Origin of the sequence: Cytobacillus firmus DS1 (assembly GCF_000565285.1) — a bacterium.
Taxonomy (GTDB): Bacteria; Bacillota; Bacilli; order Bacillales; family Cytobacillaceae; genus Cytobacillus; species Cytobacillus firmus_A.
The window spans coordinates 1-20,785 of record NZ_APVL01000023.1; the positions used below are offsets into that span (position 1 = coordinate 1).

Consider the following 20,785-nt stretch of genomic DNA (forward strand, 5'->3'; position numbering starts at 1 on the left):
TATCAGATGATTAATAAAAAAGAAACATATCCCTTCTCCGGTGATTATGAATGCAGATGATGGACGCAGCCGACCTGCGAAATGCCTCTTTAAAGACCTCTCTGGGATGGACGATCGAAGCGTTCAGGCTCCCAATAAAGATCGTCTGCTTATGAAGCACCTGATTCTTTGTATTTAAATAAAGGCATACAAAATGTTCCTGAGACAAAAATCGCATTTCTTGCATGACATAATTTGCCCCATCCTCAGGCGAACGGATAATATATCTGTCATCATATGTGAGATTTGAAATCCTCCGGCCAATCTCGACTGCTGCCAGCACTTGAATTGCCTTTGCCGATCCTATTCCTTTAATGGCCGTTATTTCATCCAGGGATGCATCCTTTAACAGACGGAGTCCTTCAAAATGGGTAAGAAGCCTATTCGCTAATTGCAGTACTGATTCATCTTTCGTGCCAGTTCTGAGTAATATCGCTATCAGTTCGTGATTGGACAAGCCCTGCGGACCAATTTGGACAAAACGCTCACGAGGACGCTCATCCTGAGGGAAATCTTTAATTAAAAGAGAATCTGTTTGCATACTTTCCTCCCTAAACTCTAGTGGTCAGGGAGCTGAAGATGAAAGAAGTATATTAAGGAAGCGAATATCCCGCTTTCCTCAGTTCACGAACCGTCCTGGAGACAGGAAGGCCGACAACAGAGAAATAATCTCCGCTTATATTTTTCACAAGCGTGCTGCCAATGCCTTGTATCCCATATGCCCCTGCCTTATCAAAGGGTTCACCGGTGCCAATATAAGAGTTAATTTCTTCATCTGTTAACTCCCAGAACACCACATCGGTTTTTTCATAAAATGTAATTGCCTTTTTTTCAGGTGTCATGATGGATACACCTGTGTAAACAGAATGGGTGGTTCCAGACAGACTTTTCAGCATAGTGAATGCTTCCTTGCTGCTTTCTGGCTTTCCTAAAACATTGCCGTCCTTAACAACAACTGTATCTGATCCAATTACATATGAATCAGGATGCTTAATAAATACAGCCTTTGCCTTTCTATGGGCAAGCTCCTTCACGATCTCTCCTGGTTTCAGCACTGGATCAAAAGTTTCATCGACATCACTGCTGGAGACTTTAAATTGCAAATGAAGATTTTCAAGAAGTTCTTTTCGCCGCGGGGAAGAAGAGGCTAAAATGAGGTTTTGCATATAATCACCTTACCTTTATTGTATCAAATTGGGAGATACAGGTTAATCGTATCAAAAAAATGCCATACAAACAATTTTAAAGCAGTAATTTACGATATTTTTATCGCAGTCTAACGGTCAGTAAGACCCCCACTTCAAGACTCAGAGAAATCAAAAGAGGATAAGCGGGGGTCAAACTGCCCGTAAATGGTGAGATACAGTGAAACTTGCCGGAGCGCAGGCAGAGGCTTAGTTGAACCAATCCGGTTCGTAGTGTCGATTGATCGAAGCGCTAGCGGAGATCTTAGCGACCCTAGAACGCGACTAACAATCAGTGGGGATAAGGAAAACCCCCACTGATTGAAGTTTCAATTTATCATAAAATATCGAATAATGACAAAAAGAAAGAGTCTGTCTAAATTTCCCGAACAGACTCTGCTTAGTATGTGATATTTCCCAGAAAATATTCGAATCGGATAACATTATGGCACAATATGCCGGGTCCTTACTGCCCGCCTGACTGAAGCAGTGACTGGTAAGCTGCAAGAAACCCCAGCAGGTGCTCCTGAATTTTACCAGCTGCTGCAGCATCACCTGACTGCTGGTATGTGTCTATTTGCTTTGAAGCATTTAATAGTTCTTCTCTAACTGAAATCAGGCTTTCATTTTGAATTTGACCCGCCTGCAGTTCATTCACTGTCTTGATGCGGCTTTCTATTTTCTCAGCCGTTTCTGGAGTTATAGAGCTGCCGAGAGAGGCACTGGCTGCACCTTCTGAAAGGCTTTGAAATAAAGCTGGAGCAATTTCAGCCAATTTTTTCTCTTCGGCATTTACCCCTTCAATTGCTTTACCTTCAAAGGCAACTTCTTTTGCAAATACGTCAATTCCTTCGCTTTTTAGATCGGCGCCTATTTCTTTGGCCTCCTCAAGGCTGCCTGATACCCCTAAAAAAAGAAAAGTTTGTTCTCCCATTTTTATGGATTGGCTATAAACCCCTTTTTGAGAATTTGCTTCCTCAATTTGCTGTGCTGCTTCACTGTTTGAAAAAACGCCGCCTTGAACTACGTATGTTGTAATTGTTTCTAAATCTGCTGCTGCCGAAGGTGTCTGCTGATTTGCTGCCGCCGGTTTTTCATTAATTGGAGGAACCGCAGTTTCAGCTGCCTGATCTGTAAATACCAGCTTCAACATGATGAACCCGAAGCTGGTCCCCAGCAGGACAGCAAAAAAGACAGCAAGAAAAATGGATGTTAAGATTCCTTGCTTATTCCTGCCCCGAAATTTCCCGGCCAGTGTACTCAGGCCATTCTTAGCTGTTGATTTAGGAGGAGCTGCTATTTTATATTCCTTTATATCCACATCTTCCGTTTCCTCAGGCAGAATCCAGTCAAAGCTGTCATCCGCCTCTTTGCCGGCCGCTGTTTGTATGGAAGCGAAGAATTCAGTTTGTTCCTGTTTTTTCTGGCTATCCAGCTGTCTCAGATCCCATGATTTCCCCTTCTTTTCTTCCTTTTTCTCCTGAAACGGACGGTCCTTGCCATTTATCTTAATCGTGATTGTTTTTTCACTTTTAGGCTTGTCCACATCTCATCCTCCCTTCCGCACCGTTACCTGAATTGTTTTCATCCTAACATAATGAAAAAAAAAAATAACAAGACTTTTGTCGTCTTGTTACGGAAGGATTTCGTCAAATTTTTCATTCGGATTTTTGACTAATTCTCAGTAATGAAATCTGGATCCAGTTTATTTATGGGAATACCTTCATTGCCATTTGAATAGCATAAACTCCGTTTTTCTCCTTTAAAGCAAACAGCCGTTATCGATTTTCCGCTGACAACAGCATAGGTACTCTCCGAAGGCTGCAGAAGATTCTTTGTATCAGGGTCCCTGATGGGATCAATGAAGTCAGCATCAGCGAGCATTAAATATGTTACTTTTTCCGGCAGGATACTTCCGCTGATCATTTCTTTTCTTATATAAAGATCCGCTGATTCTTTTAATGCAAGAGCATTTCCCACAAAAGCCTGGTCTTTTACTCTTTGAACGACATTATTAACTGAAATGACGGCAATTAAAGCAATGATGCCTAATATGACTATGACGGCCAGCACTTCAATCAATGTAAATCCCTTATGGTTTAGTCTAGCAGCAGTTATCATATACTAGACCTCTCTTCGTTTTCTTTTTAAGGTGTTTGATTATCCTCCTCAGCCTCCAGTTCAGAGAAGCTGCTTAATGGATTTCTTTTATTGGATATTCTCGGAGTATCCAAAGGCGGGAGCTCCTCCTGAAGCTCTGCCAATTCAGGGTAGTAATAGGCTTCAATCGCCATTTCAAATTCCACCATCTGGTCTTCCTGCATGACACTCACAATTTCATCAAAGCCCGTATATTTCAAACTTTCCACCTTAAGGACCCTCTTTAAATCCAATAAATTCTTAATGAAACTTTCCATCTCAAAATAAGTATCTGCCTGCCCGTTTAGGACAATCGAAACCTTTTTTATGCCGTTCGGCAGCTTCTCTTCTATCAATGGATCTGTTCCTGAGTTTTCTTTCGAATCCTCCGTTTCAGGCTCATTCTCAGAATTTTCTTCTTGAGGCTGACTTTCTTCCTCTTCAGAAAGGTCGATTTCTTCATCACTTTCGGTGCCATTCATCTTCATTTCTATGATATTAACGTCTGAAATAATTTCAGATTTTTCGATACCTAAAAGAAGCTGATCGAGAAGCCTTTTAACAGGAACCTGCTTTTGAAGTTCAACCGTACTCAATACGGTCTGCTCATTCAGCTGCTGAAGATTATTCTCAATTATGGTTAATTGCTGAGTGGCCATTTTCAGCTCAGACTGCTTCCTGTCGATTTTTTCGTTCACCGGTTTAATAAAGAGATAATAACTTCCAAAAGCTATTCCCGCTATTAAAACCAATGCAAGCAAAACAAATACAAGCTGCTTTTTGGAAATTTCCCGGTTCACGGAGAATCAGCTCCTTCCCCTTGCCGTGCGGAGGAATCCTTATCCTCTGTACCTTTGGCTTCATCCATTTCGGCGGCTTCATTAAGTAATGCCGGGTTAACTCTTAATTCATATTCTGCATAATATCTTGGCTGTATGTTTGCCTGTTTTCTAAGTTCTGCTGCTTCGTCTTTTAAGATGTCTGCAGTTTTAGCTTCGCTTATAATCGCTTCATCAATCCACGGCAATTCTGTCAGATTATGCAAATAATAGGCGGCCTCGCTTTTCGCGTCAAATTGAACAATCTGTTTGACTCTATTTTCTTCATCCAGCTCAAACTCAATCACGAACCCGCGTTCAGGAAGAAGTCTGGTTATCTGTTCCATAAGGAAGACTAATTCGAAAGGCTGCCTTTCTGCCCATTCAATGGCAATTTTCAGCTCATCTGCCGCATCGGAAGATTGATATTCTGTAAGCTTAGCCTGCTGAGCTTCAAGAATTTCATTTGTCTGGGTTATTCTTTTCTCAATTTGAAGAAGCTCAGTATTTTTCTTTTCGACTGTTAAAAACACAAACAAGAATGCAGCAATAAGCAAGACAACAATAATACCTAAAGCAATATAGATGTTTTTAGACCTTTTTTCCCTTTGAGGAAGAAGATTAATGTCAACCTGCATGAGCTATCCCTCTTTTAAGCCAAGTCCAATATTCACATGGAAAGCCGAATGCTTCAGCAGCTCATACTGTCCGCTGTTCAGGCAGTCCCGGAAAGAAACAACTGGCACTTCCATTCTGTTTTTTATATCCCAATGAATTTTTTCAAGCCATGGGTGGTCACCGGTTACGATGATTCTGCTAATTTGGCGCTGCCCCTGATTTAATGAATACCGGAAAAAATTCATTACTTTTTCAAAATCATTATAAATATCCAATAGGGGATGCAGCACTTCTTCTTCTTTGCCGCTGTATTCTATCTTCTTTTCTCCATTAGGCGCTGCTGCTGTTCCCCACTTGCTGAGATCTGTTTCAATCGCAATGTTTCTCATAAATACCGGTATTTCTGATTCGAAAATGCTGCACACTGCAGAATTCAGGTCAATCTGAATGAGCATGATAGCTTCTGATTGCTGTTCTTCAAAATAGCTGGAATAAAGACGATACAGTGCGAGAGAAGAGATATCTGCAGCTGCAGGACGAAGTTTGGCATCCTCGAATAGTTCGGTATATTCCATGACAATTTCTTCAGGAGCAGCGAACAGCAGAATTTCGGATGAATCCTTCTGATTAGAACTGAGAACATGATAATCAAAAACAGGCTCTTCAAAAGGCAGATGTATGCTGGTGCCGAGTTCCATATATAAATACCCTTTAATCTCATCTTCCTGGACATCCCCCGGTATGGTCAGCTTTCTCAAAACAATAAAGGGATCAGGTACAGTAAAATATACCTGCCTGTTTTTTATTTTCCACTCATTGACGCATTCTTCAAGGATAAGGGCAAGTGTATCATAATCCAGGATCTTCCCATCCTTAATAATCCCCGGCGGCAGAAACCGTTCATCCCATTTTGCCAGATCCAAATCACGCTGATTTTTCAGTTCTGCATAACGAATAACATGGTCTTTGATAATTAAACTTACATGCTTTTTTTTTCCGGGAAGAAATCGCATTGCCATGATGAAAAACTCCTTATTTATGTTAGATTTGCCTAGGGAAAAATAAGAGCCGGAATAGTCCAGCTCTTATTTCAAAATGTCATGCCCTTTATAGGAATGAATGAAAATACCACTCAATTATTTCTCTGCCGTAAAAATAAGCCAGTAAAGTCCCAATCCCTATGAATGGGCCAAAAGGGATAGGCTTGCCTTTTTGAACAATTCCTAGAATCATGCCAAGGCCGCCAAGGGCTGCCCCGAACAAAGTTGCCAGAAAAAATGAAAGTAAAACAAGCTTTACACCCAAAGCAATGCCGATGACGGCATACAGCTTGATATCTCCACCGCCCATTCCGCCTTTGCTGATTACTGCTATCAGCAAGAGGAGGAAGAAACCGAGTGCTGCACCTGCTAAGCTGTCCCACCATGGGGAGAGCGGTAGGAAAATGCGTTCTGCTATTAAGACAGCAGCAAAAAACAGCAAAACCTGATCCGGAATGATCATATATTTGACATCAGAAACAAACACAATGATTACAAGAGAAATTACCGTCCAGGCAACAAACAATTCAGCAGTCCAGCCCATAATCAGCGGAGCTGCGGCAAACAAGATTCCCGTGGAAAGCTCAACAGCCGGATATAAGGCTGAAACCGGCGCCTTGCAGCGCCGGCACTTTCCGCCAAGAAACATATACGATAAGACCGGAACAAGTTCCAGAGGTGATAGAGTATGCTTACAGTGCGGGCAATGGGACCGCGGTGCTGCGATTGACTGGTTTTGTGGAATTCTTAGGCCTGCTACGTTGTAGAAGGAGCCTAGGATTGTTCCAAGTAAAAAAACCTGGGTGTAAAATAGTAACATTATCTAAGATTAATTCCCACTAAACTTTAGAAGATCGTCTTCCGTTATAGAAGTATCCTCATCACTTTTTGCGGCAATATTTCCACCATTGTGGTTCTTAAGGGTGTATGTGAATTTTCCCTCTGAGTCTTTTCCTACAGTTACAATATAAGAAGTGTCATCCACTTTTTCTAAATATGATTTTAGATTATCATGAGTCAAATTCTGAGTAGCTGGATTAGTTGTAATATATAATTTAGCAGCATTCACAATTTGGACTGCTTCTGCAACTTGAGCATCTTTCTTTGTCTTATTAATCAACCCACCAATACTCGGCACCGCAATCGCCGCAATAATCCCCAAAATAACAATAACAGCAAGCAATTCAATTAACGTCAAACCTTTTTGATCTTTAAGTCTTTTCCTTAAATTCTTAAGCATTTTTTCTCTCCCTTTCAAACTATTAGTTTATTTTACTTATTATGGTACTATTATACTAAAACCAATTTCTAATAACAGTCGAATTTTTTACTATTTTGTAAATATTAGCCAACGTGCTGGAATATTTCAAACATCGGTACCATAATAGAGGTGACTATAGTCCCGACTATGCTGGCCAGAAAGACGATCATGAGCGGTTCAATGAGTGATTTTAATCTGTCTGTGGCGCTTTCTACTTCTTTTTCGTAAAAGTCAGCTACCTTACCAAGCATCGCATCCAGCGATCCTGATTCTTCCCCGATTGCAATCATTTGTGACACCAGCGGCGGGAAAACCCAGTGTTTTTTCATAGGTTCTGTCAGAGACTTCCCCTGCTCCAGTGAATCTCTTGATTTTGCAATCACCTTTGCCATTACTTCATTTTCTACAATACTTTCCACAATGCTCAGGGCCTGCAGAATCGGCACCGAGCTCGAAAACAGGGAACTTAGGGTCCTTGTCATTCTTGCTATAGCTGCTTTCTGAAGGATCTTCCCGAAGATCGGCATTCTCAGCAGAAAATAATCAAGATAATATTTACTGGTTTTATTGTTGCGAATTAACACAATGCCCGTAAAGACCGCTAAAAATAAGATGATGACAACCCACCAGTATTGCTGCATAAACTCACTGGAACTCAGAACAAATTGTGTAATGGCAGGGAGTTCTCCTCCGAAATCCTTAAACATTTCCACAAAAGTAGGCACAACAGAAACAAGCAGAAAGATAACTACTGCAATAGCTATTATGCCGACAGTTATCGGATAGGCAAGTGCTGATATGATTTTCTGCTTTGTGTAATGCTGCTTTTCAAAATGGACCGCAAGCCTTTCGAGCGTTTCGTCCATATTTCCTCCTGCTTCTCCTGCTTTGATCATATTGACGAACATACCGCTGAAGATTTTTTTATGCCTTGATGCAGCATCTGATAGCGGAAGTCCATCTCGCAAATCCTGTTCAACTGCCATTAATGCCCTCTTGAGTGCTTTGCTTTCTGTTTGCTTCGCAAGTATAGCGGTTGATTCTACAACTGTTACGCCCGCTTTCAGCAAAGTGGCGAACTGGCGCAGATAGATGACAAAATCCTGGAGCTTGACCGGATTGCCAATTGTTATTTCTTTCGTTAAGAACGTCTCAGGCACTTCCTGAATATCCTGAACTCTTATTCCGCTTTCCTTAAGCTGAAGCATGGCTTCCCTTTTAGAAACAGCTGTTACAATTCCAGACTTCTTTCCTTTGCGGTCACGCCCGCTGTATTTATAGCGGGGCATGATCATTCACCTTTTCCTGTATGTACGGCAGTGCTGATTCTTTGGCGATTTTTCCGCTCTCCAATAGAGAAGTAATACTTGTCTCGAGTGTATGCATTCCCTGGGCGCGTGACGTTTGCATCACATTAATAATCTGATAGATCTTTTCATTTCTGATCAGGTTTGCCACAGCCGAATTATTCATAAGCACTTCTGTAGCTGCATGACGGCCCTTCCTGTCTGATGTGAGAAAAAGGCGCTGCGATATAATCGACACTAATACAGAGGCAAGCTGTATTCTGATTTGCGCCTGCTGGGAAGGCGGGAATACATCGATAATTCGATTAATCGTAGCTGGGGCACTTGAGGTGTGCAGTGTGCCAAGCACTAAATGGCCAGTTTCGGCCGCTGTTATGGCTGTTTGGATGGTTTCCAGGTCACGCATTTCCCCTACAAGAATCACATCCGGGTCCTGACGCAAAGCTGCTCTTAATCCATTTGCAAAATGCTTTGTATCAAACCCAACTTCCCGCTGGTCAATAATGCAATTTCCATGCTTATGAAGATATTCAATCGGGTCCTCGAGCGTAATAATATGCTTTCTCATCGTCTCGTTCATGTAATGGATCATTGAAGCTAATGTCGTTGATTTTCCGCTTCCCGTCGGCCCTGTCACGAGGACTAGCCCCTGAGGCTTTTCCGCCACTTTCTTTAAGACAGGAGGGAGCCCAAGTTCTTCTAAAGCAGGAATTCTTGTAGGAACAACACGGATGGCCAGTGAGATGCATGACCGCTGAAAATAAGCATTGACTCTGAAACGGGACAGCCCGGGTATTCCATAAGAGAAATCCAGCTCGCCATTATCCTCAAATTTTTTCCATATGTTCGGAGGAATAATGGCTTGAGCCATACCCTCGGTATCTTCTGGACGCAAGCTTTCTTTCCCATATTTTTTTAAATCACCATTAATCCGTATGACAGGTGGAACCCCAACGGTCAAATGCAGATCTGAAGCCTTCAGCTCATACGCAGCCCTCAACAGATAGTCTATTTTTGTCTTCATACTGTACTCCTAATCAGGTATAGCTACCCGTAATACTTCTTCGGTAGTTGTAATGCCCTGTTTTACTTTTAGCAGTCCATCATCAATAAGAAATACTGTTTTGTTTCTTATTGCGTAATCCCTAAGCTTTGAAAATGATTCACCGTTCATAATGATTTTTCGCATCTCATCATTAATAACCAGCACTTCGTGAATGGCGATTCTTCCTTTATATCCAGTCATATTGCAGGAGGAACAGCCTTTCCCCCGCACAACCTTCTCAAGTTTTATGCCTCTTTTTGCAAAAATTTCAATTTCCCGCTTAGCCGGCTGCAGTTCCTCTGAACAATCCCGGCAGACCTTCCTTACCAGCCGCTGCGCAACAATTCCGCTCAAAGACGATGCAACAAGAAATGGTTCAACACCCATATCTAGCAGGCGGGTGATGGAGCCTAATGAATCATTTGTATGCAATGTACTAAGCACCAAGTGCCCCGTTAAGGATGCTCTGATTGAAACTTCCGCCGTTTCCCTATCCCGGATTTCCCCTACCATAATAATATTGGGATCCTGACGCAGAATGGCCCGTAAACCTTTTGCAAACGTCATCCCGACATTGGAATTTACTTGAATCTGATTGATTCCTTCAAGCTGATACTCAACCGGATCTTCGACCGTGATAATATTTACTTCTTCACTGTTCAGGCGATTTAAAGCAGCATATAAAGTAGAAGATTTCCCGGAACCGGTAGGACCTGTTATTAAAACAATGCCTGTGGGTTTTTCAATCATTTCTATGAATCTCTGAAGATTTAATTTATTGAAGCCAAGTTTATGGATGTCATTCAAAGCACTGCTTAAATCCAGCAAACGCAGCACAATTTTTTCGCCGTACACCGTGGGCAATGTGGAAACCCTTAAGTCTACAGGATGAAAATCAATATTAATCTTTATTCTTCCATCCTGGGGAATTCTGTGTTCAGTAATATCCAGATTGGACATGATTTTAATGCGGGCTGAAAGCACACTTTGCATATGCTTTGGAAGAACACGCTCCGTTCTTAAAACGCCATCAATCCTGTATCTGATCAGCACCTTTGTTTCCTGGGGATCCAAGTGGATATCACTTGCCTTTAAAGAAGCTGCACTGGCAATGATCTGATTAACAAGCCGGACAACAGGCGAATCCTCATCAATCATCTGTTTATCATCAGCTGCTTCAGGACTCCCTGCTGTTCCCAGCAGTTCCTCAAACCCTTCATTCATATCGTAATATTTATTGATTGCCCGGAGAATATCATCTTTTGTGGCAATGGCTGCTTCAATTTGAAAGCCTGTTGATAACCGCAAATCATCAATTGTGTAAAAGTCCATAGGATCTGCCATAGCGACAAATAACTTCTCTCCGTCTTTCTTTAATGGAATAAGGAGATTCCGCTTCGCCACATCTTTTGGCACAATGCTGAAAAGCTTCGTATCAAAAGGGTAGCGATACAAGCTGACATGGGGAATCCCAAGCTGAAATTCAAGAACCTCAATCAGCTGCTGTTCTGTAATAAATCCTTTTTGAAGCAAAACATCACCGAGCTTTTGATTAGAATCCTTTTCTCTAAGAGATGTTTGAAGCTGTTCCTCGGTGATAAGGCCGGCGTCAACCAGCAAATCTCCCAGTCTCTTGCGTATCTGCTTCATATCCATCACTGCCTTAACTTATTATTTGACGGCTTCATTTTCTAATCCCCAAAGATCTTCATCATTTTCATTTGCATTCCGGCTGGTTCCTTTATTGCTGCCTGTTTCATTTAGCTTATTGTCAGGTTTCTGTTCATCTGACGATTTTTCAGCATCTGATTCTGATTTCTCATCCTCACTGCTTACACTGTCTTCAGGCACATTTTCCGCCGAATCAGCTGAATCGTCCGTTTGATCCTTTTTAAAAGCCAGACTGTATATAAGGACTTCATGTACTGGCGGATAGAAGTCTTCCGCTATTTTCTCAGAGCTTATTATTTTTCCAGACTCATCCATCTGATCACGATATACATTTACCAGGATTCCCTCTTTGCCTTCAGTTCCGATTCGTTTTTGTCCAAATGGCAGCTTGGCATCTATTTGAATAATCGTTTTTGGCTTAAATGTCTGTTTATCTTTAAGAGAAGGCTGATAGGTGTAGATCGTCTTTGGCCCTTTAACAGAAACATACAGAAGCTTATCAAGCTGCTGAAAATTAATCACATATTTATGATCATTTGGGTTAGTAAAAATGAAATCCATTTGTTTCTCTGAGTCAACTCTGGCCTCAAAACCCGGTTCAATATATCCCGGAAGCAGTCTTCCAATATGCCTTTCTGTAATCATAAAGTTGGTGTTCAGCAGGGCTTTGTATAGAGCAGATGAGATGATGCTCATTTCGTCTGCCTCGAACTGAAGACTTCCTCTTTCTTCAGCCAGATCAAGAAAAGAAACCTGCGAATGCGGATCAACTTCGATGCTGGACTCATTGCCAGCCCACATATTGACAACACTTTCTTTTCCGGTGATTTTAGTTGATGATTCAGCAATCACCTCATCCTCAAAAAGGTCTCCGGGTAAATAGTTTTGCAGTTTTATCGTATGCTTTCCGCTTTCAAGCAGGGACGCATACATCAGAAGGTCAGCTATAAGTGTCTCGCGGTCAATGCCCTCGGCATACAACTCCGGCAGTATTTCTTCCAGAATTGCATTGAGTTTTTTTTCATCTATTTTTGCGATAAGCTGATTTTTTTTGCCTGACAATGCCCGAGAAATACTTTGTTCTATATCAAACTGATAAAAAGCAGGGATGTCCTCGACTTCTTTAGTTACTTCCTGAAATTGCATTGACAAAACCGTTTCATTAACCCATTGATCCTGTTTTTCAGTTATATAGGATATTGCCCGGGACTTATCCATACCTGTTACATCTTCGTTTCCGATTAAGGTTCCGGAAGCAAATTTGTCTTGATCAGAAAAAATCATTCCGTAAGCTGCAGTTCCAAAATATGAAAAGCCGAATATAAATAAGGTGCAGAGCGCCGTAATCAAAAACAGCTTTATAATCTGAGGATTCCTCACATTGAGCTTCCTCCTTCAATTATGCATTCACATTCATTGACAGGTTTACAACCACATTGGGGCCTTCTTCTTGAGCAATCTGTACATCCTGTTCGGATAAAATCCGCCCGGACGGGAACAATATGTTTCCATTTAAGTCATAGATATCCGCTTCTAATTCTTTCCCGACTAATAATTCCATTTGTTTGTTTTTCAATGATTGAAGCTGATCCGTATTTTCTCCTTCACTTGGAACCTCTTCATTGCTCATTATAGGGTTCAGCAATGATACACTGTTTAAAAACCTTTCAGATGCGTCTTCTTTTACAATAAGAATATCCTTACCGTATGTTAAGATTTCTTCAGCAGCTAATACTGCAGAAGCATCTGAAAGCTGAATTTCTACACCCAGAATATTTCCTGTATCTTCATCTGTGTAAAACTCCGCTGTTTCCCCCAATAATTGGCCTTTTCGTGTCATTACCTTAGTTTGGGTAATGCGAATCTTTTTGTTTACCAGCTGATTTGCAATTGGGATTTCATTTAAATCAATTACCGCACGGTCACTTTCCACTGTTACCGCGTATTCTCCAATACCAATAATTTTTTTGAATGGTATGGCCTTTACACTGACTTGCCAATCTTCGTGCTCGATTGTTAAGAAATCGATTGAACCTTTTTCAGGGTTTATGACTAATGTTTTCACTGTTCCAATTTCCTGGCCTTCCAGAATAGAGATAATAGGAAGACCTGTAATTTCTGTACTTTTTTTCATCTTAACATCACCTTATTTATAGTTTTTTCTCTTGGCTGCAGCAGCATAGGACTTCTGGATAAACCTGATTTCCTCAACAAGGACAGGATAAGCAGAAAATCTGGCTTCAAGACTCTCGGCAAATTCAAGTAATTTATCAAACTCTTTATGAATGATATAGTGATCAAATAGTAATCTCGCAAATGTGTAATAATCAGAGGGCTGCATATTAGGATTCATACAGCCAATCACTAACACTTCGTAACTATCTTTATCAAGGTTATTCCGGGCCAGCTCAAGCTGTGGTGCAATCAGCTGGAACATCTGACTCTGAAATTCAGCTTTGCTTTCCTGATCGGCAGGCTGCATTTTCTCTTTCAGTGCCGTTTCCTGTTCATGTTCATCGTCTACTCCGATGTCAGTTTCAGCAGCAGACGCCGCTTCATCAATATATAAGGAAGCGTCATATTCACTTGAATCCTCCACAGCGAATTGATTCTCTTCAGCCGGATTAACAGCGCTGGGATCATCAGAATCCTCCATAGGATTAGGACTTTCAAAATATTCTTCAAGTACATTATCGGAAACCATTATCTTATCTTGAATAGCCGGATCCCCTGTTCCATTAATTACTAAACCAGAATGAACGGAACTTCCCATTTCTTCATTCATCATATCTTCCAGTTCTGCGAGATAATCGATCTCCGGAATGACTGAATCCATTGTGTTCTCCAATGTATCTTTTTCATCTGTTTCCGGAGCATTTTCCTCATTTTCTCCTTCTGAAAGCAAAATTTCAATTTCTTCCAAATTGAGATCATCCTGATGACTTTTTTCTTCTGAAGGATCTGCCATAATATTTTCTATTAGTAAGTCAATTTGACTATTCGTATTCTCTTCGCTGCTAAAATCTATTAAGTCTAATTCTGCTCGGTCTTCTTCTGATTCCTGCTGAACCAGTATAGGCAAAGCCGGTTCAGAAGTCTCCTGATCTGCTGCATTCTTTTCATTTAAATTCTCATTCCCAATTCCTGTTTCCATGATTACTGTGGAGAAAGCACCTGCTTCTTCACCTGCATGAAATAATCCTGTGATTTTATTATTGGCCAGATAGGTACCCGTCAATAAAAGCAGGAAAAGAATAAGTGCTGCCTGCCATTCAGAAAACAATTCTTTTGCTGTCAGCCCAAGCATCCCCAGCAAAATGGAAACCACAATGACATACATTTTTCCTTTTTTAGTTAAGCCTGAAGGAATGAAATAAACAGCAGGAATTATGAAAACTAGAGATGCCAATGCAAAAGCAAGGGTGATCATTCTATCTCTCCTTTCTTTTTAAGACTTATCAGCTAAACTTATCATAAAATACATAATTCGACCTATAAATACAAATCTTGCTATTAAATATTGTATAATACAAATAGGTATTTTGAAAGAAGGAGTGGGCTATGAAATTTAAAAAATCGCTTGCTAGTTCTAAAGGCTTAACCCTTGTGGAAGTACTTGTTTCACTAACGATTTTAGGGATTGTTTTAATGGGAACCATGAAGTTTTTTTCTCAGGCTTACACTTATACCAATATGAATGAAAAGAAAACGGCAGCTGTCAATGTTGCAAGAAATGCTTTAATGCATATTGAGAAAGAAAATTTTATAGAAGTAAGAGAGAAATTCCAGAAAGAGAGTGAATTTTTAAAAATATATATCTGTAAAAATAGCGAAGGTAAATCTATATATAAGAATTTTTGGAATGGGGAATCTCCTGAATCGGACTGCAGTCCAATTAAGGTAAATAATATTGAATACAATGTGACCATCAGCTTGCCTGATGAGAAGAATTCAGATACAAAACCTGCCAAAGGGGAATACTCTTCCTTTTTTGTGCCTCTTAAAGCTACTGTGATCTGGGAGATAAACGGAAAAGAAGAATCTACAGAAATAGAAGGAGAAATAAAAAGTGAAGATCTTCGATGAGCGCGGTGCCACTCTTTATGAATTGCTTGCCGTTCTGGTAATCAGCAGTATTATTCTTCCGATTATTTATGGAGTATTCACTTCGGGGTATAAGCTCTACAATAAGATCGGCATTGAGGGACAGCTGCGGGATGATGCCGATTATACAGCAACAATGATCATGAACACATTTTATTCTTTTCCTTTTGACTATGTCAGAGAATGCGGTGAAAAAAATTGTATTGAGCTGGTAAATTCATCAAGTACATCTCTAACTAAACAAGAAAAGGAACAGCAGATTTTTTATACCATAAATCAAAACGCTGCGAATGAAGAGGAGCAGGTGGTCAGGATTGAAATAACTGATTCTGAAAATGACAGCACCCGGAAAACAATCTCAATTGATAGCGCAGAGATTACTTCTGCAGCTGATTTCAGCGAATCCGCACTAGAAGTTTCCTGTTCTGAATTTAATAATAAAAATGAGGAAGCATGTACAAAGGGAATGATTGAATTAATGCTTAAGCTCGATCATGAAAGGCTTGAAGAAAAATTAGAGCTTGATAGTAAGTTTGGATTTTAAGAGGTGATCATTTGCTGAAAAATGAGCGGGGCAATACCCTTATTACTGTGTTATTAATGTCGCTTGTATTTACCGTTTTGGGAATGAGTATCCTGGCAGCTTCTCTGGGCGGTGCCAAAAGAACGGAAACGAGGGAGAGTGATATCTCCATTACATATAATTCTGTAAAGGTAATCGACCAAATGACCTCCGAATTGGCAGGAATTCTGCCGAGCCTTCCACTAGAAGATTACCGGAGGAAGAACATTGAAGGAAAACTTTATGTGCGGAGTGATTTTGATATAGACCTGAAGAATAAGCTGAAAGATGACTTAATCGCGCCTTACAAAACAGAGGATAATATAAGCTGTTTGAATATCATTGACCTGTCAGGAAGCAGTGCTGGCTTTATAGATTCCTCTGCACCTTGCATGGATGACATATCAAATTATGATACCTTTAATATTGAACGGGAAAATGATTTCACAAGAGTATTAGACATCATTATAGTTACTAAAAATCCTGTTGAAACAGAAGGTAAAATTACACGGACCCTCAGGAAAAGGATTATCCTGTCTCCCCTTCCAAGTTTCTTGAAATATGCTGCCGGCTCTTTTTCTGATGAAAATGATTCGGGTCTAATTTTAAATGGGTCAGCAAACTTTTCCGGGAATGTGTATGCTAACCGATTAACAATAAATGAAGATGCTGAATACGAATTAAGAGATGGAAGTAAAGAGAAAACTGATACGAACATGTCTTCGATAAGTGGGGATTTATATAGTTCAACAGCGAACCTTCTTCCGCTGCTCATAAAAGAGAATTTTTATAAGGAACATGTCCCCGAGCTTAAGCATGACAGCCAATTTATCAATATTGATTTTGACAGAACGATGAATGAACAGGCCAATGAATTATTATCATTAAATGGGATTCCTGCTGTCAGAGCCGGAAATGGCAGTACGTTTTCAGAAGAGGTAAAATCCGGAATTCTTTCTTCTTTCGCCATAAATACTCTGATTAAGGAACAAAAAAAGCAATCCGGACTTCCCGAAATCCTGCAGGAATTAGGGAATAACAATGAATCAGATATTAAAAGTTACCTTATAAACACACCGGAAGATGCGTCCCTGCTTAACGGCCTTATCCAGGGCGATGTGGTGATTATGGCAGAGGATACTTCTCTTGAATTGAATGAAAAACTGATTGTTGATGGTGACCTTTATCTCGTGAATTTTGAAGATTTAACAATATATGAAGATATATTAGTAACCGGGAGAACTCACCTTGTTAATTTTAACGGCAAGCTTGAGGTGAATGAAAATATTATTTCGGCAAATGATATAATTATAGAATCCTATGCTCATAACAAGGACGAACTATCCAGTAAAGGCATTAAGGTCAACGGTGATATATTGTCAGGCAGAAACACTGCTATTAATGCCCTTAATACTTCGATTGAAATGACAGGAACCATAATCTCCAATGGATCCTTTACTATAAATGGTGATGAAACCGGAGAGCCTTCTGAGAATGATCAGGTAATCTTTGATTCTGTTGTGTACGCAGGCAAACGTGCAAATATATCGAATGTAAATATTTTAGGATCGGAAAACAATACAAAGCAGCTTGTTCTGATGGCAAAAGATGATTTACTGCTCACACGCATAAATGAATTCGGCAATTTCGATCCTGATGATGAAGCTGGAATGCCATATGTCCCTGAAGATGAAACGATAAAACCTTTAAAAGGATTTTTCTATACAGAAAAAGATGCAGAATTATATGGAGTAGGTTCACTTTTTTATATCAATGGAGGCATTTTTGCCAAAGAGAAGCTGATAATTAACGCTATTCGCGGTGAAGTAAAATCCATCGAAGAGCTGCCCTCAAGATCATCACAACTCGATAAGTATTCCCGTTTTATTGTGAACTACGATCAAAATGTACTTCTGCAGCGAATAGATACTCTTCCAATTGTAAAACATCTTCAAATTTTTTCTGATGAACTATTAATAGAATAAGAAAAAGGTGCTGAGCACCTTTTTCTTTTACCATTTACCTTCCCCTGCAGGACCATCGTCCGGTTGATCATCATCATTCACTACTTCAAATAGAGCTGAAGCTTTCGGCTGCTTCCCGTCTTTTTGCTTTTCAGCAGCTGCGGTTACCTTGGCGTATCCTATTTCCACACCCTCAATGTACCACTCAGTCCCCCTCTTGATTGCACGGACTTTATCAGGCATCTCAGAGAGTACTTCAACAATTTCCTGATCGGTGGCATTAAGAGGATTGAAGATCAGTAATTCTTTTAACGCGAGCCTGTTTCCCCTGGCAATTTTATATACAGCTTTATTAAACTTTATTTCATCTAAAGCAATGTATGGATCGGTTACGATCACTTTAATTTTCTTTTCAATATCGGAGCCATCCTTTGTTCTGACAATTAAATACGTTTCACCCGCAGATTTACCAAAAACTGAATAATTATCGGTTAAAGCAGCTATAGATGTATCTTCAATGAACACCTCGAGTTCTTTATTGGATGCATCAGCTGGTGAAATTTCCACGTTAAAGGATATTGACTTTTCGACATCCAATTCAATTGGATCTGGAGCTACTGATATGCTTTCAATTCTTTTAATAATGGTAATTCTCTTTGAGATATCATTTCCAAACGCGAATCCACCGGTGGCTTTAACCTTAATTATATATGTCCCTGGAGCATCTAAAAGCACACTGTCCGTAGCGGCAAAAGGCTTCCAGTCTTCATTGACCCCGTCTTTCTCAATTTTGTAGTAATAATTTATATCTTTACCTGCAACCAGTTTAGTTAGATTGAAAGTAATGGGATCGTAAACAACATCCCTATCAGACAGGATCTTCCCTGTAACCTGGCCTTTCATCTCAAAATCCGGTTCAAAATAAAGCATTGCGATACTATCATCGCTGTATTCAATTTTGAGGCCTGATGCCTGAGTTTCTGTAAGAAAATACAAATTCTTTACAGGCTTATTTTTCAGACCATAATTATTCGGAAACTCCGTCTGCGTCAGTTTTTTACCGTTATTATTTAAATCAATTTTTGAAATGATGCCTGACGCATCTCCATCATAAGCAATGTTATTAAAGCTATATAATCTCACCTTTGCATCAAGTACTTGGCTGGAAGCAGCTATGCTGGTTGATTGAGGTTTGTCCGGGAATCTGCTGTCAGTGTAAAACACTTGTGCACGCGGCATTGTTAATCCATAAAAAGCTCTATCTGCTTTTAATGCTATTTTTGCAGAAAGATGATCCGGTGTGAAAGCACCATTTTTATAGCTGGTTTGCTGATTTGCCAGAATAAGTACTGCATGCCTTTGTCCATTAATCATCTCTTCTTTCACAGAAGGATCCGCAATGAGTATTCCCTCAGGAAGCGGCTGTTTAATCACTATATTCTTAAGGCTTCCCTCCACTCTGCTATCAGGAATGCCTATTGGCTCCAAATGATACTTTATATTAAAATGATTTAATTTTGTATTTGAATTCATTTCTTTGACTAAATCACGTAAATTATTTTGCACTTTTTCCAGCTGCATGGTTCCTTTAAATGATGCAGGAGCATCATCTTTCACTTCAATCTGCAGTTCAGGATGGACCAATATTTGTTCTTTATTATTCAAATCCTTGTATGTTAACTTTATATTATCTTTAAAAAGATACTTTCCCTCTTCTGCAAAATTTAGTGGAATACTGAAATCCAGTTCGCTTATTGTTTCTTTCCCAACATCATATTTGAAATTGACCTGTTTGGTTATAATATTATCTTCAGTTTGGATGGCATTTGATCCTTCTGCCAGAGATACCTTTCCATTAAAAGGATTTAAGTCAATTTGAATCTCAGCAGTGATTGATGGCTTCAGCACACTGCTTGAAATTCGTTCCAGTATATCTCCAATATTTCCTGTTCCTGCCTGAATGGCTGTTTCTCCAGTATAGTTGGACATCTCGTTTAGAAAGTTCATATCGATATCTTTATCAGTCCCAAACCCTATAGAAAATAGCTTTATATTATTTGTGACCAGCTTTTTCACTTCTTCTAATATTGAACTGCGAATGGAGGATTGAGTAGGTAAATAATCTTTGCTATTGTTTTTTACTGAATAGGTACGATTGTTGTTATCCTTAAAATATTCATCTGCCACAAAATAAGAATTGCCGTACCAATCCCGCGCTGTTAGGAGCTCTTCAGTATATGTAACATTCTCAGTAACCGATTTGTATATATATCGGCAATTCAATCCCCACCAGCTGCACTCTTCATCTACAACCTTATTAAAAGTTCTTTTTTTCACACTCTCAGAAAAGGTAGGGACACCGTCCGTTAAAAAAATAATATTATTATTCGTATTCCCGCCTTTTAACAGCTCTTCAGCCTTTTTTATCGGGTCCTTATAATTTGTTCCATTGATTGCTGACAGCGTCCTGACTTTTTCTTTTATCATTCCAAGATCATTTAGTGCATTTCCCGTCGGATAAAAGAATCCCTCTTGCTCACTGATTTTTTTATTGAATGGGATTAAATAGTATCTGTCTTTGGAATTTGCAGTTTCTAAAAAATGGTCAAGAGCATTTTTCATTGCTGTTTTAGCGCTGTCAAGTTTACCGGCATCATTCATAGAACCGGAAATATCCATAATAAAGACAACATCCATTGGTTCTCTATTACTATCAGATGCAGTTCCGCTCTGCTTTACTCTGAAATCCAGATTTGCTGCTGCTGGCTTGCCAGCTGGTTTCACGATAATATTCTGGGAAGGCTGAACAGTGAAGTTTAATTTGGCATCATTTAATCCAGATGCCATTGAAGATTCAACAGATAGGGAGCATATAATAAGAGCGGTTAATAAACTAAGCAGTATTTTTTTGGCCATATAGTAAAATCCCTCCTTTACCAGTATTATGCATTACTCTAATTATACCAATTTACCTATAAAAACAATATATTTAATAGGTCCAAAGATTTGTTTATTCATAAAAAAATCCTTTTG

The 20,785-nt window shown here is 39.8% G+C and carries 18 protein-coding genes and 1 pseudogene; 3 read left to right on the forward strand and 16 right to left on the reverse strand.

Translation table 11 applies throughout. The features are described from left to right. Positions 1-28: 28 nt before the first annotated feature. The 15 genes and pseudogenes from radC to PBF_RS21030 all read right to left on the reverse strand — a co-directional run. Positions 29-580 (reverse strand): annotated as a pseudogene (radC, locus tag PBF_RS20960) (RadC family protein); the annotation flags it as partial. Between the two features lie 52 nt (positions 581-632). Continuing rightward, positions 633-1,205 carry a Maf family protein gene (locus PBF_RS20965; protein WP_035332579.1) on the reverse strand — a complete coding sequence of 191 codons (573 nt, stop codon included), beginning with the start codon at positions 1,203-1,205 and terminating at the stop codon, positions 633-635. A 484-nt stretch (positions 1,206-1,689) separates the two neighbouring features. After that, complete coding sequence (locus PBF_RS20970; RefSeq protein WP_035332581.1) at positions 1,690-2,769, reverse strand: hypothetical protein; 1,080 nt, start codon at positions 2,767-2,769, stop codon at positions 1,690-1,692. Between the two features lie 128 nt (positions 2,770-2,897). Continuing rightward, entirely contained in the window at positions 2,898-3,344 is a 447-nt protein-coding gene (locus PBF_RS20975) for a type II secretion system protein (RefSeq protein WP_035332583.1), read from the reverse strand. Between the two features lie 26 nt (positions 3,345-3,370). Next, positions 3,371-4,162: a hypothetical protein gene (locus PBF_RS20980; protein ID WP_035332585.1), complete on the reverse strand. Its 792-nt coding sequence runs from the start codon at positions 4,160-4,162 to the stop codon at positions 3,371-3,373. Beyond that, the gene (locus PBF_RS20985; protein WP_035332587.1) at positions 4,159-4,818 is read right to left on the reverse strand and encodes a PilN domain-containing protein; all 660 of its coding nucleotides are present in this window, start codon (positions 4,816-4,818) and stop codon (positions 4,159-4,161) included. Before PBF_RS20985 ends, PBF_RS20980 begins: the two co-directional genes overlap by 4 nt. A gap of 3 nt (positions 4,819-4,821) precedes the next feature. Further along, the gene (gene pilM / locus PBF_RS20990; RefSeq protein WP_035332589.1) at positions 4,822-5,817 is read right to left on the reverse strand and encodes a type IV pilus biogenesis protein PilM; all 996 of its coding nucleotides are present in this window, start codon (positions 5,815-5,817) and stop codon (positions 4,822-4,824) included. Positions 5,818-5,905: 88 nt separating this feature from the next. After that, the gene (locus PBF_RS20995) at positions 5,906-6,658 is read right to left on the reverse strand and encodes a prepilin peptidase (protein WP_035332590.1); all 753 of its coding nucleotides are present in this window, start codon (positions 6,656-6,658) and stop codon (positions 5,906-5,908) included. A gap of 9 nt (positions 6,659-6,667) precedes the next feature. Then, positions 6,668-7,078 carry a type II secretion system protein gene (locus PBF_RS21000; protein WP_035332592.1) on the reverse strand — a complete coding sequence of 137 codons (411 nt, stop codon included), beginning with the start codon at positions 7,076-7,078 and terminating at the stop codon, positions 6,668-6,670. A 104-nt stretch (positions 7,079-7,182) separates the two neighbouring features. Continuing rightward, positions 7,183-8,388, reverse strand: a complete 1,206-nt coding sequence (locus PBF_RS21005; RefSeq protein ID WP_035332594.1) for a type II secretion system F family protein — start codon at positions 8,386-8,388, stop codon at positions 7,183-7,185. Next, positions 8,375-9,430 carry a type IV pilus twitching motility protein PilT gene (locus PBF_RS21010; protein ID WP_035332596.1) on the reverse strand — a complete coding sequence of 352 codons (1,056 nt, stop codon included), beginning with the start codon at positions 9,428-9,430 and terminating at the stop codon, positions 8,375-8,377. The genes PBF_RS21005 and PBF_RS21010 overlap by 14 nt, the downstream gene beginning before the upstream one ends. Positions 9,431-9,439: 9 nt before the next feature. Continuing rightward, positions 9,440-11,101 carry a GspE/PulE family protein gene (locus PBF_RS21015; RefSeq protein ID WP_035332597.1) on the reverse strand — a complete coding sequence of 554 codons (1,662 nt, stop codon included), beginning with the start codon at positions 11,099-11,101 and terminating at the stop codon, positions 9,440-9,442. A gap of 21 nt (positions 11,102-11,122) precedes the next feature. Further along, positions 11,123-12,502 (reverse strand): VanW family protein, encoded by a 1,380-nt coding sequence (locus tag PBF_RS21020; RefSeq protein WP_035332599.1) that lies wholly within the window; start codon positions 12,500-12,502, stop codon positions 11,123-11,125. A gap of 19 nt (positions 12,503-12,521) precedes the next feature. Further along, the gene (locus tag PBF_RS21025) at positions 12,522-13,256 is read right to left on the reverse strand and encodes a PRC-barrel domain-containing protein (RefSeq protein ID WP_035332601.1); all 735 of its coding nucleotides are present in this window, start codon (positions 13,254-13,256) and stop codon (positions 12,522-12,524) included. A gap of 12 nt (positions 13,257-13,268) precedes the next feature. Further along, complete coding sequence (locus PBF_RS21030) at positions 13,269-14,552, reverse strand: hypothetical protein (RefSeq protein ID WP_035332603.1); 1,284 nt, start codon at positions 14,550-14,552, stop codon at positions 13,269-13,271. Positions 14,553-14,683: 131 nt separating this feature from the next. Here PBF_RS21030 and PBF_RS21035 point away from each other — a divergent pair, with 131 nt between their 5' ends. The 3 genes from PBF_RS21035 to PBF_RS21045 are packed head-to-tail and all read left to right on the forward strand — an operon-like array spanning position 14,684 to position 17,773. Beyond that, positions 14,684-15,208: a type IV pilus modification PilV family protein gene (locus tag PBF_RS21035; protein WP_035332605.1), complete on the forward strand. Its 525-nt coding sequence runs from the start codon at positions 14,684-14,686 to the stop codon at positions 15,206-15,208. Further along, positions 15,192-15,770 (forward strand): hypothetical protein, encoded by a 579-nt coding sequence (locus PBF_RS21040; RefSeq protein WP_035332608.1) that lies wholly within the window; start codon positions 15,192-15,194, stop codon positions 15,768-15,770. The genes PBF_RS21035 and PBF_RS21040 overlap by 17 nt, the downstream gene beginning before the upstream one ends. Before the next feature lie 11 nt (positions 15,771-15,781). Further along, positions 15,782-17,773: a hypothetical protein gene (locus PBF_RS21045; RefSeq protein ID WP_035332609.1), complete on the forward strand. Its 1,992-nt coding sequence runs from the start codon at positions 15,782-15,784 to the stop codon at positions 17,771-17,773. Between the two features lie 27 nt (positions 17,774-17,800). On the opposite strand, the gene PBF_RS21050 is transcribed toward PBF_RS21045, so the two are convergent. Continuing rightward, positions 17,801-20,668, reverse strand: coding sequence for a VWA domain-containing protein (locus PBF_RS21050; RefSeq protein WP_051488969.1), 2,868 nt, complete (start codon positions 20,666-20,668; stop codon positions 17,801-17,803). Positions 20,669-20,785 lie beyond the last annotated feature (117 nt).

Coding starts and splice junctions, on each gene's coding strand:
- PBF_RS20965 (WP_035332579.1), bottom strand. CDS start 1,205: ATGCAAAACCTCATTTTAGCCTCTTCTTCCCCGCGGCGAAAAGAACTT.
- PBF_RS20975 (WP_035332583.1), bottom strand. CDS start 3,344: ATGATAACTGCTGCTAGACTAAACCATAAGGGATTTACATTGATTGAA.
- PBF_RS20985 (WP_035332587.1), bottom strand. CDS start 4,818: ATGCAGGTTGACATTAATCTTCTTCCTCAAAGGGAAAAAAGGTCTAAA.
- pilM (WP_035332589.1), bottom strand. CDS start 5,817: ATGGCAATGCGATTTCTTCCCGGAAAAAAAAAGCATGTAAGTTTAATT.
- PBF_RS20995 (WP_035332590.1), bottom strand. CDS start 6,658: ATGTTACTATTTTACACCCAGGTTTTTTTACTTGGAACAATCCTAGGC.
- PBF_RS21000 (WP_035332592.1), bottom strand. CDS start 7,078: ATGCTTAAGAATTTAAGGAAAAGACTTAAAGATCAAAAAGGTTTGACG.
- PBF_RS21005 (WP_035332594.1), bottom strand. CDS start 8,388: ATGCCCCGCTATAAATACAGCGGGCGTGACCGCAAAGGAAAGAAGTCT.
- PBF_RS21010 (WP_035332596.1), bottom strand. CDS start 9,430: ATGAAGACAAAAATAGACTATCTGTTGAGGGCTGCGTATGAGCTGAAG.
- PBF_RS21015 (WP_035332597.1), bottom strand. CDS start 11,101: ATGAAGCAGATACGCAAGAGACTGGGAGATTTGCTGGTTGACGCCGGC.
- PBF_RS21025 (WP_035332601.1), bottom strand. CDS start 13,256: ATGAAAAAAAGTACAGAAATTACAGGTCTTCCTATTATCTCTATTCTG.
- PBF_RS21030 (WP_035332603.1), bottom strand. CDS start 14,552: ATGATCACCCTTGCTTTTGCATTGGCATCTCTAGTTTTCATAATTCCT.
- PBF_RS21035 (WP_035332605.1), top strand. CDS start 14,684: ATGAAATTTAAAAAATCGCTTGCTAGTTCTAAAGGCTTAACCCTTGTG.
- PBF_RS21050 (WP_051488969.1), bottom strand. CDS start 20,668: ATGGCCAAAAAAATACTGCTTAGTTTATTAACCGCTCTTATTATATGC.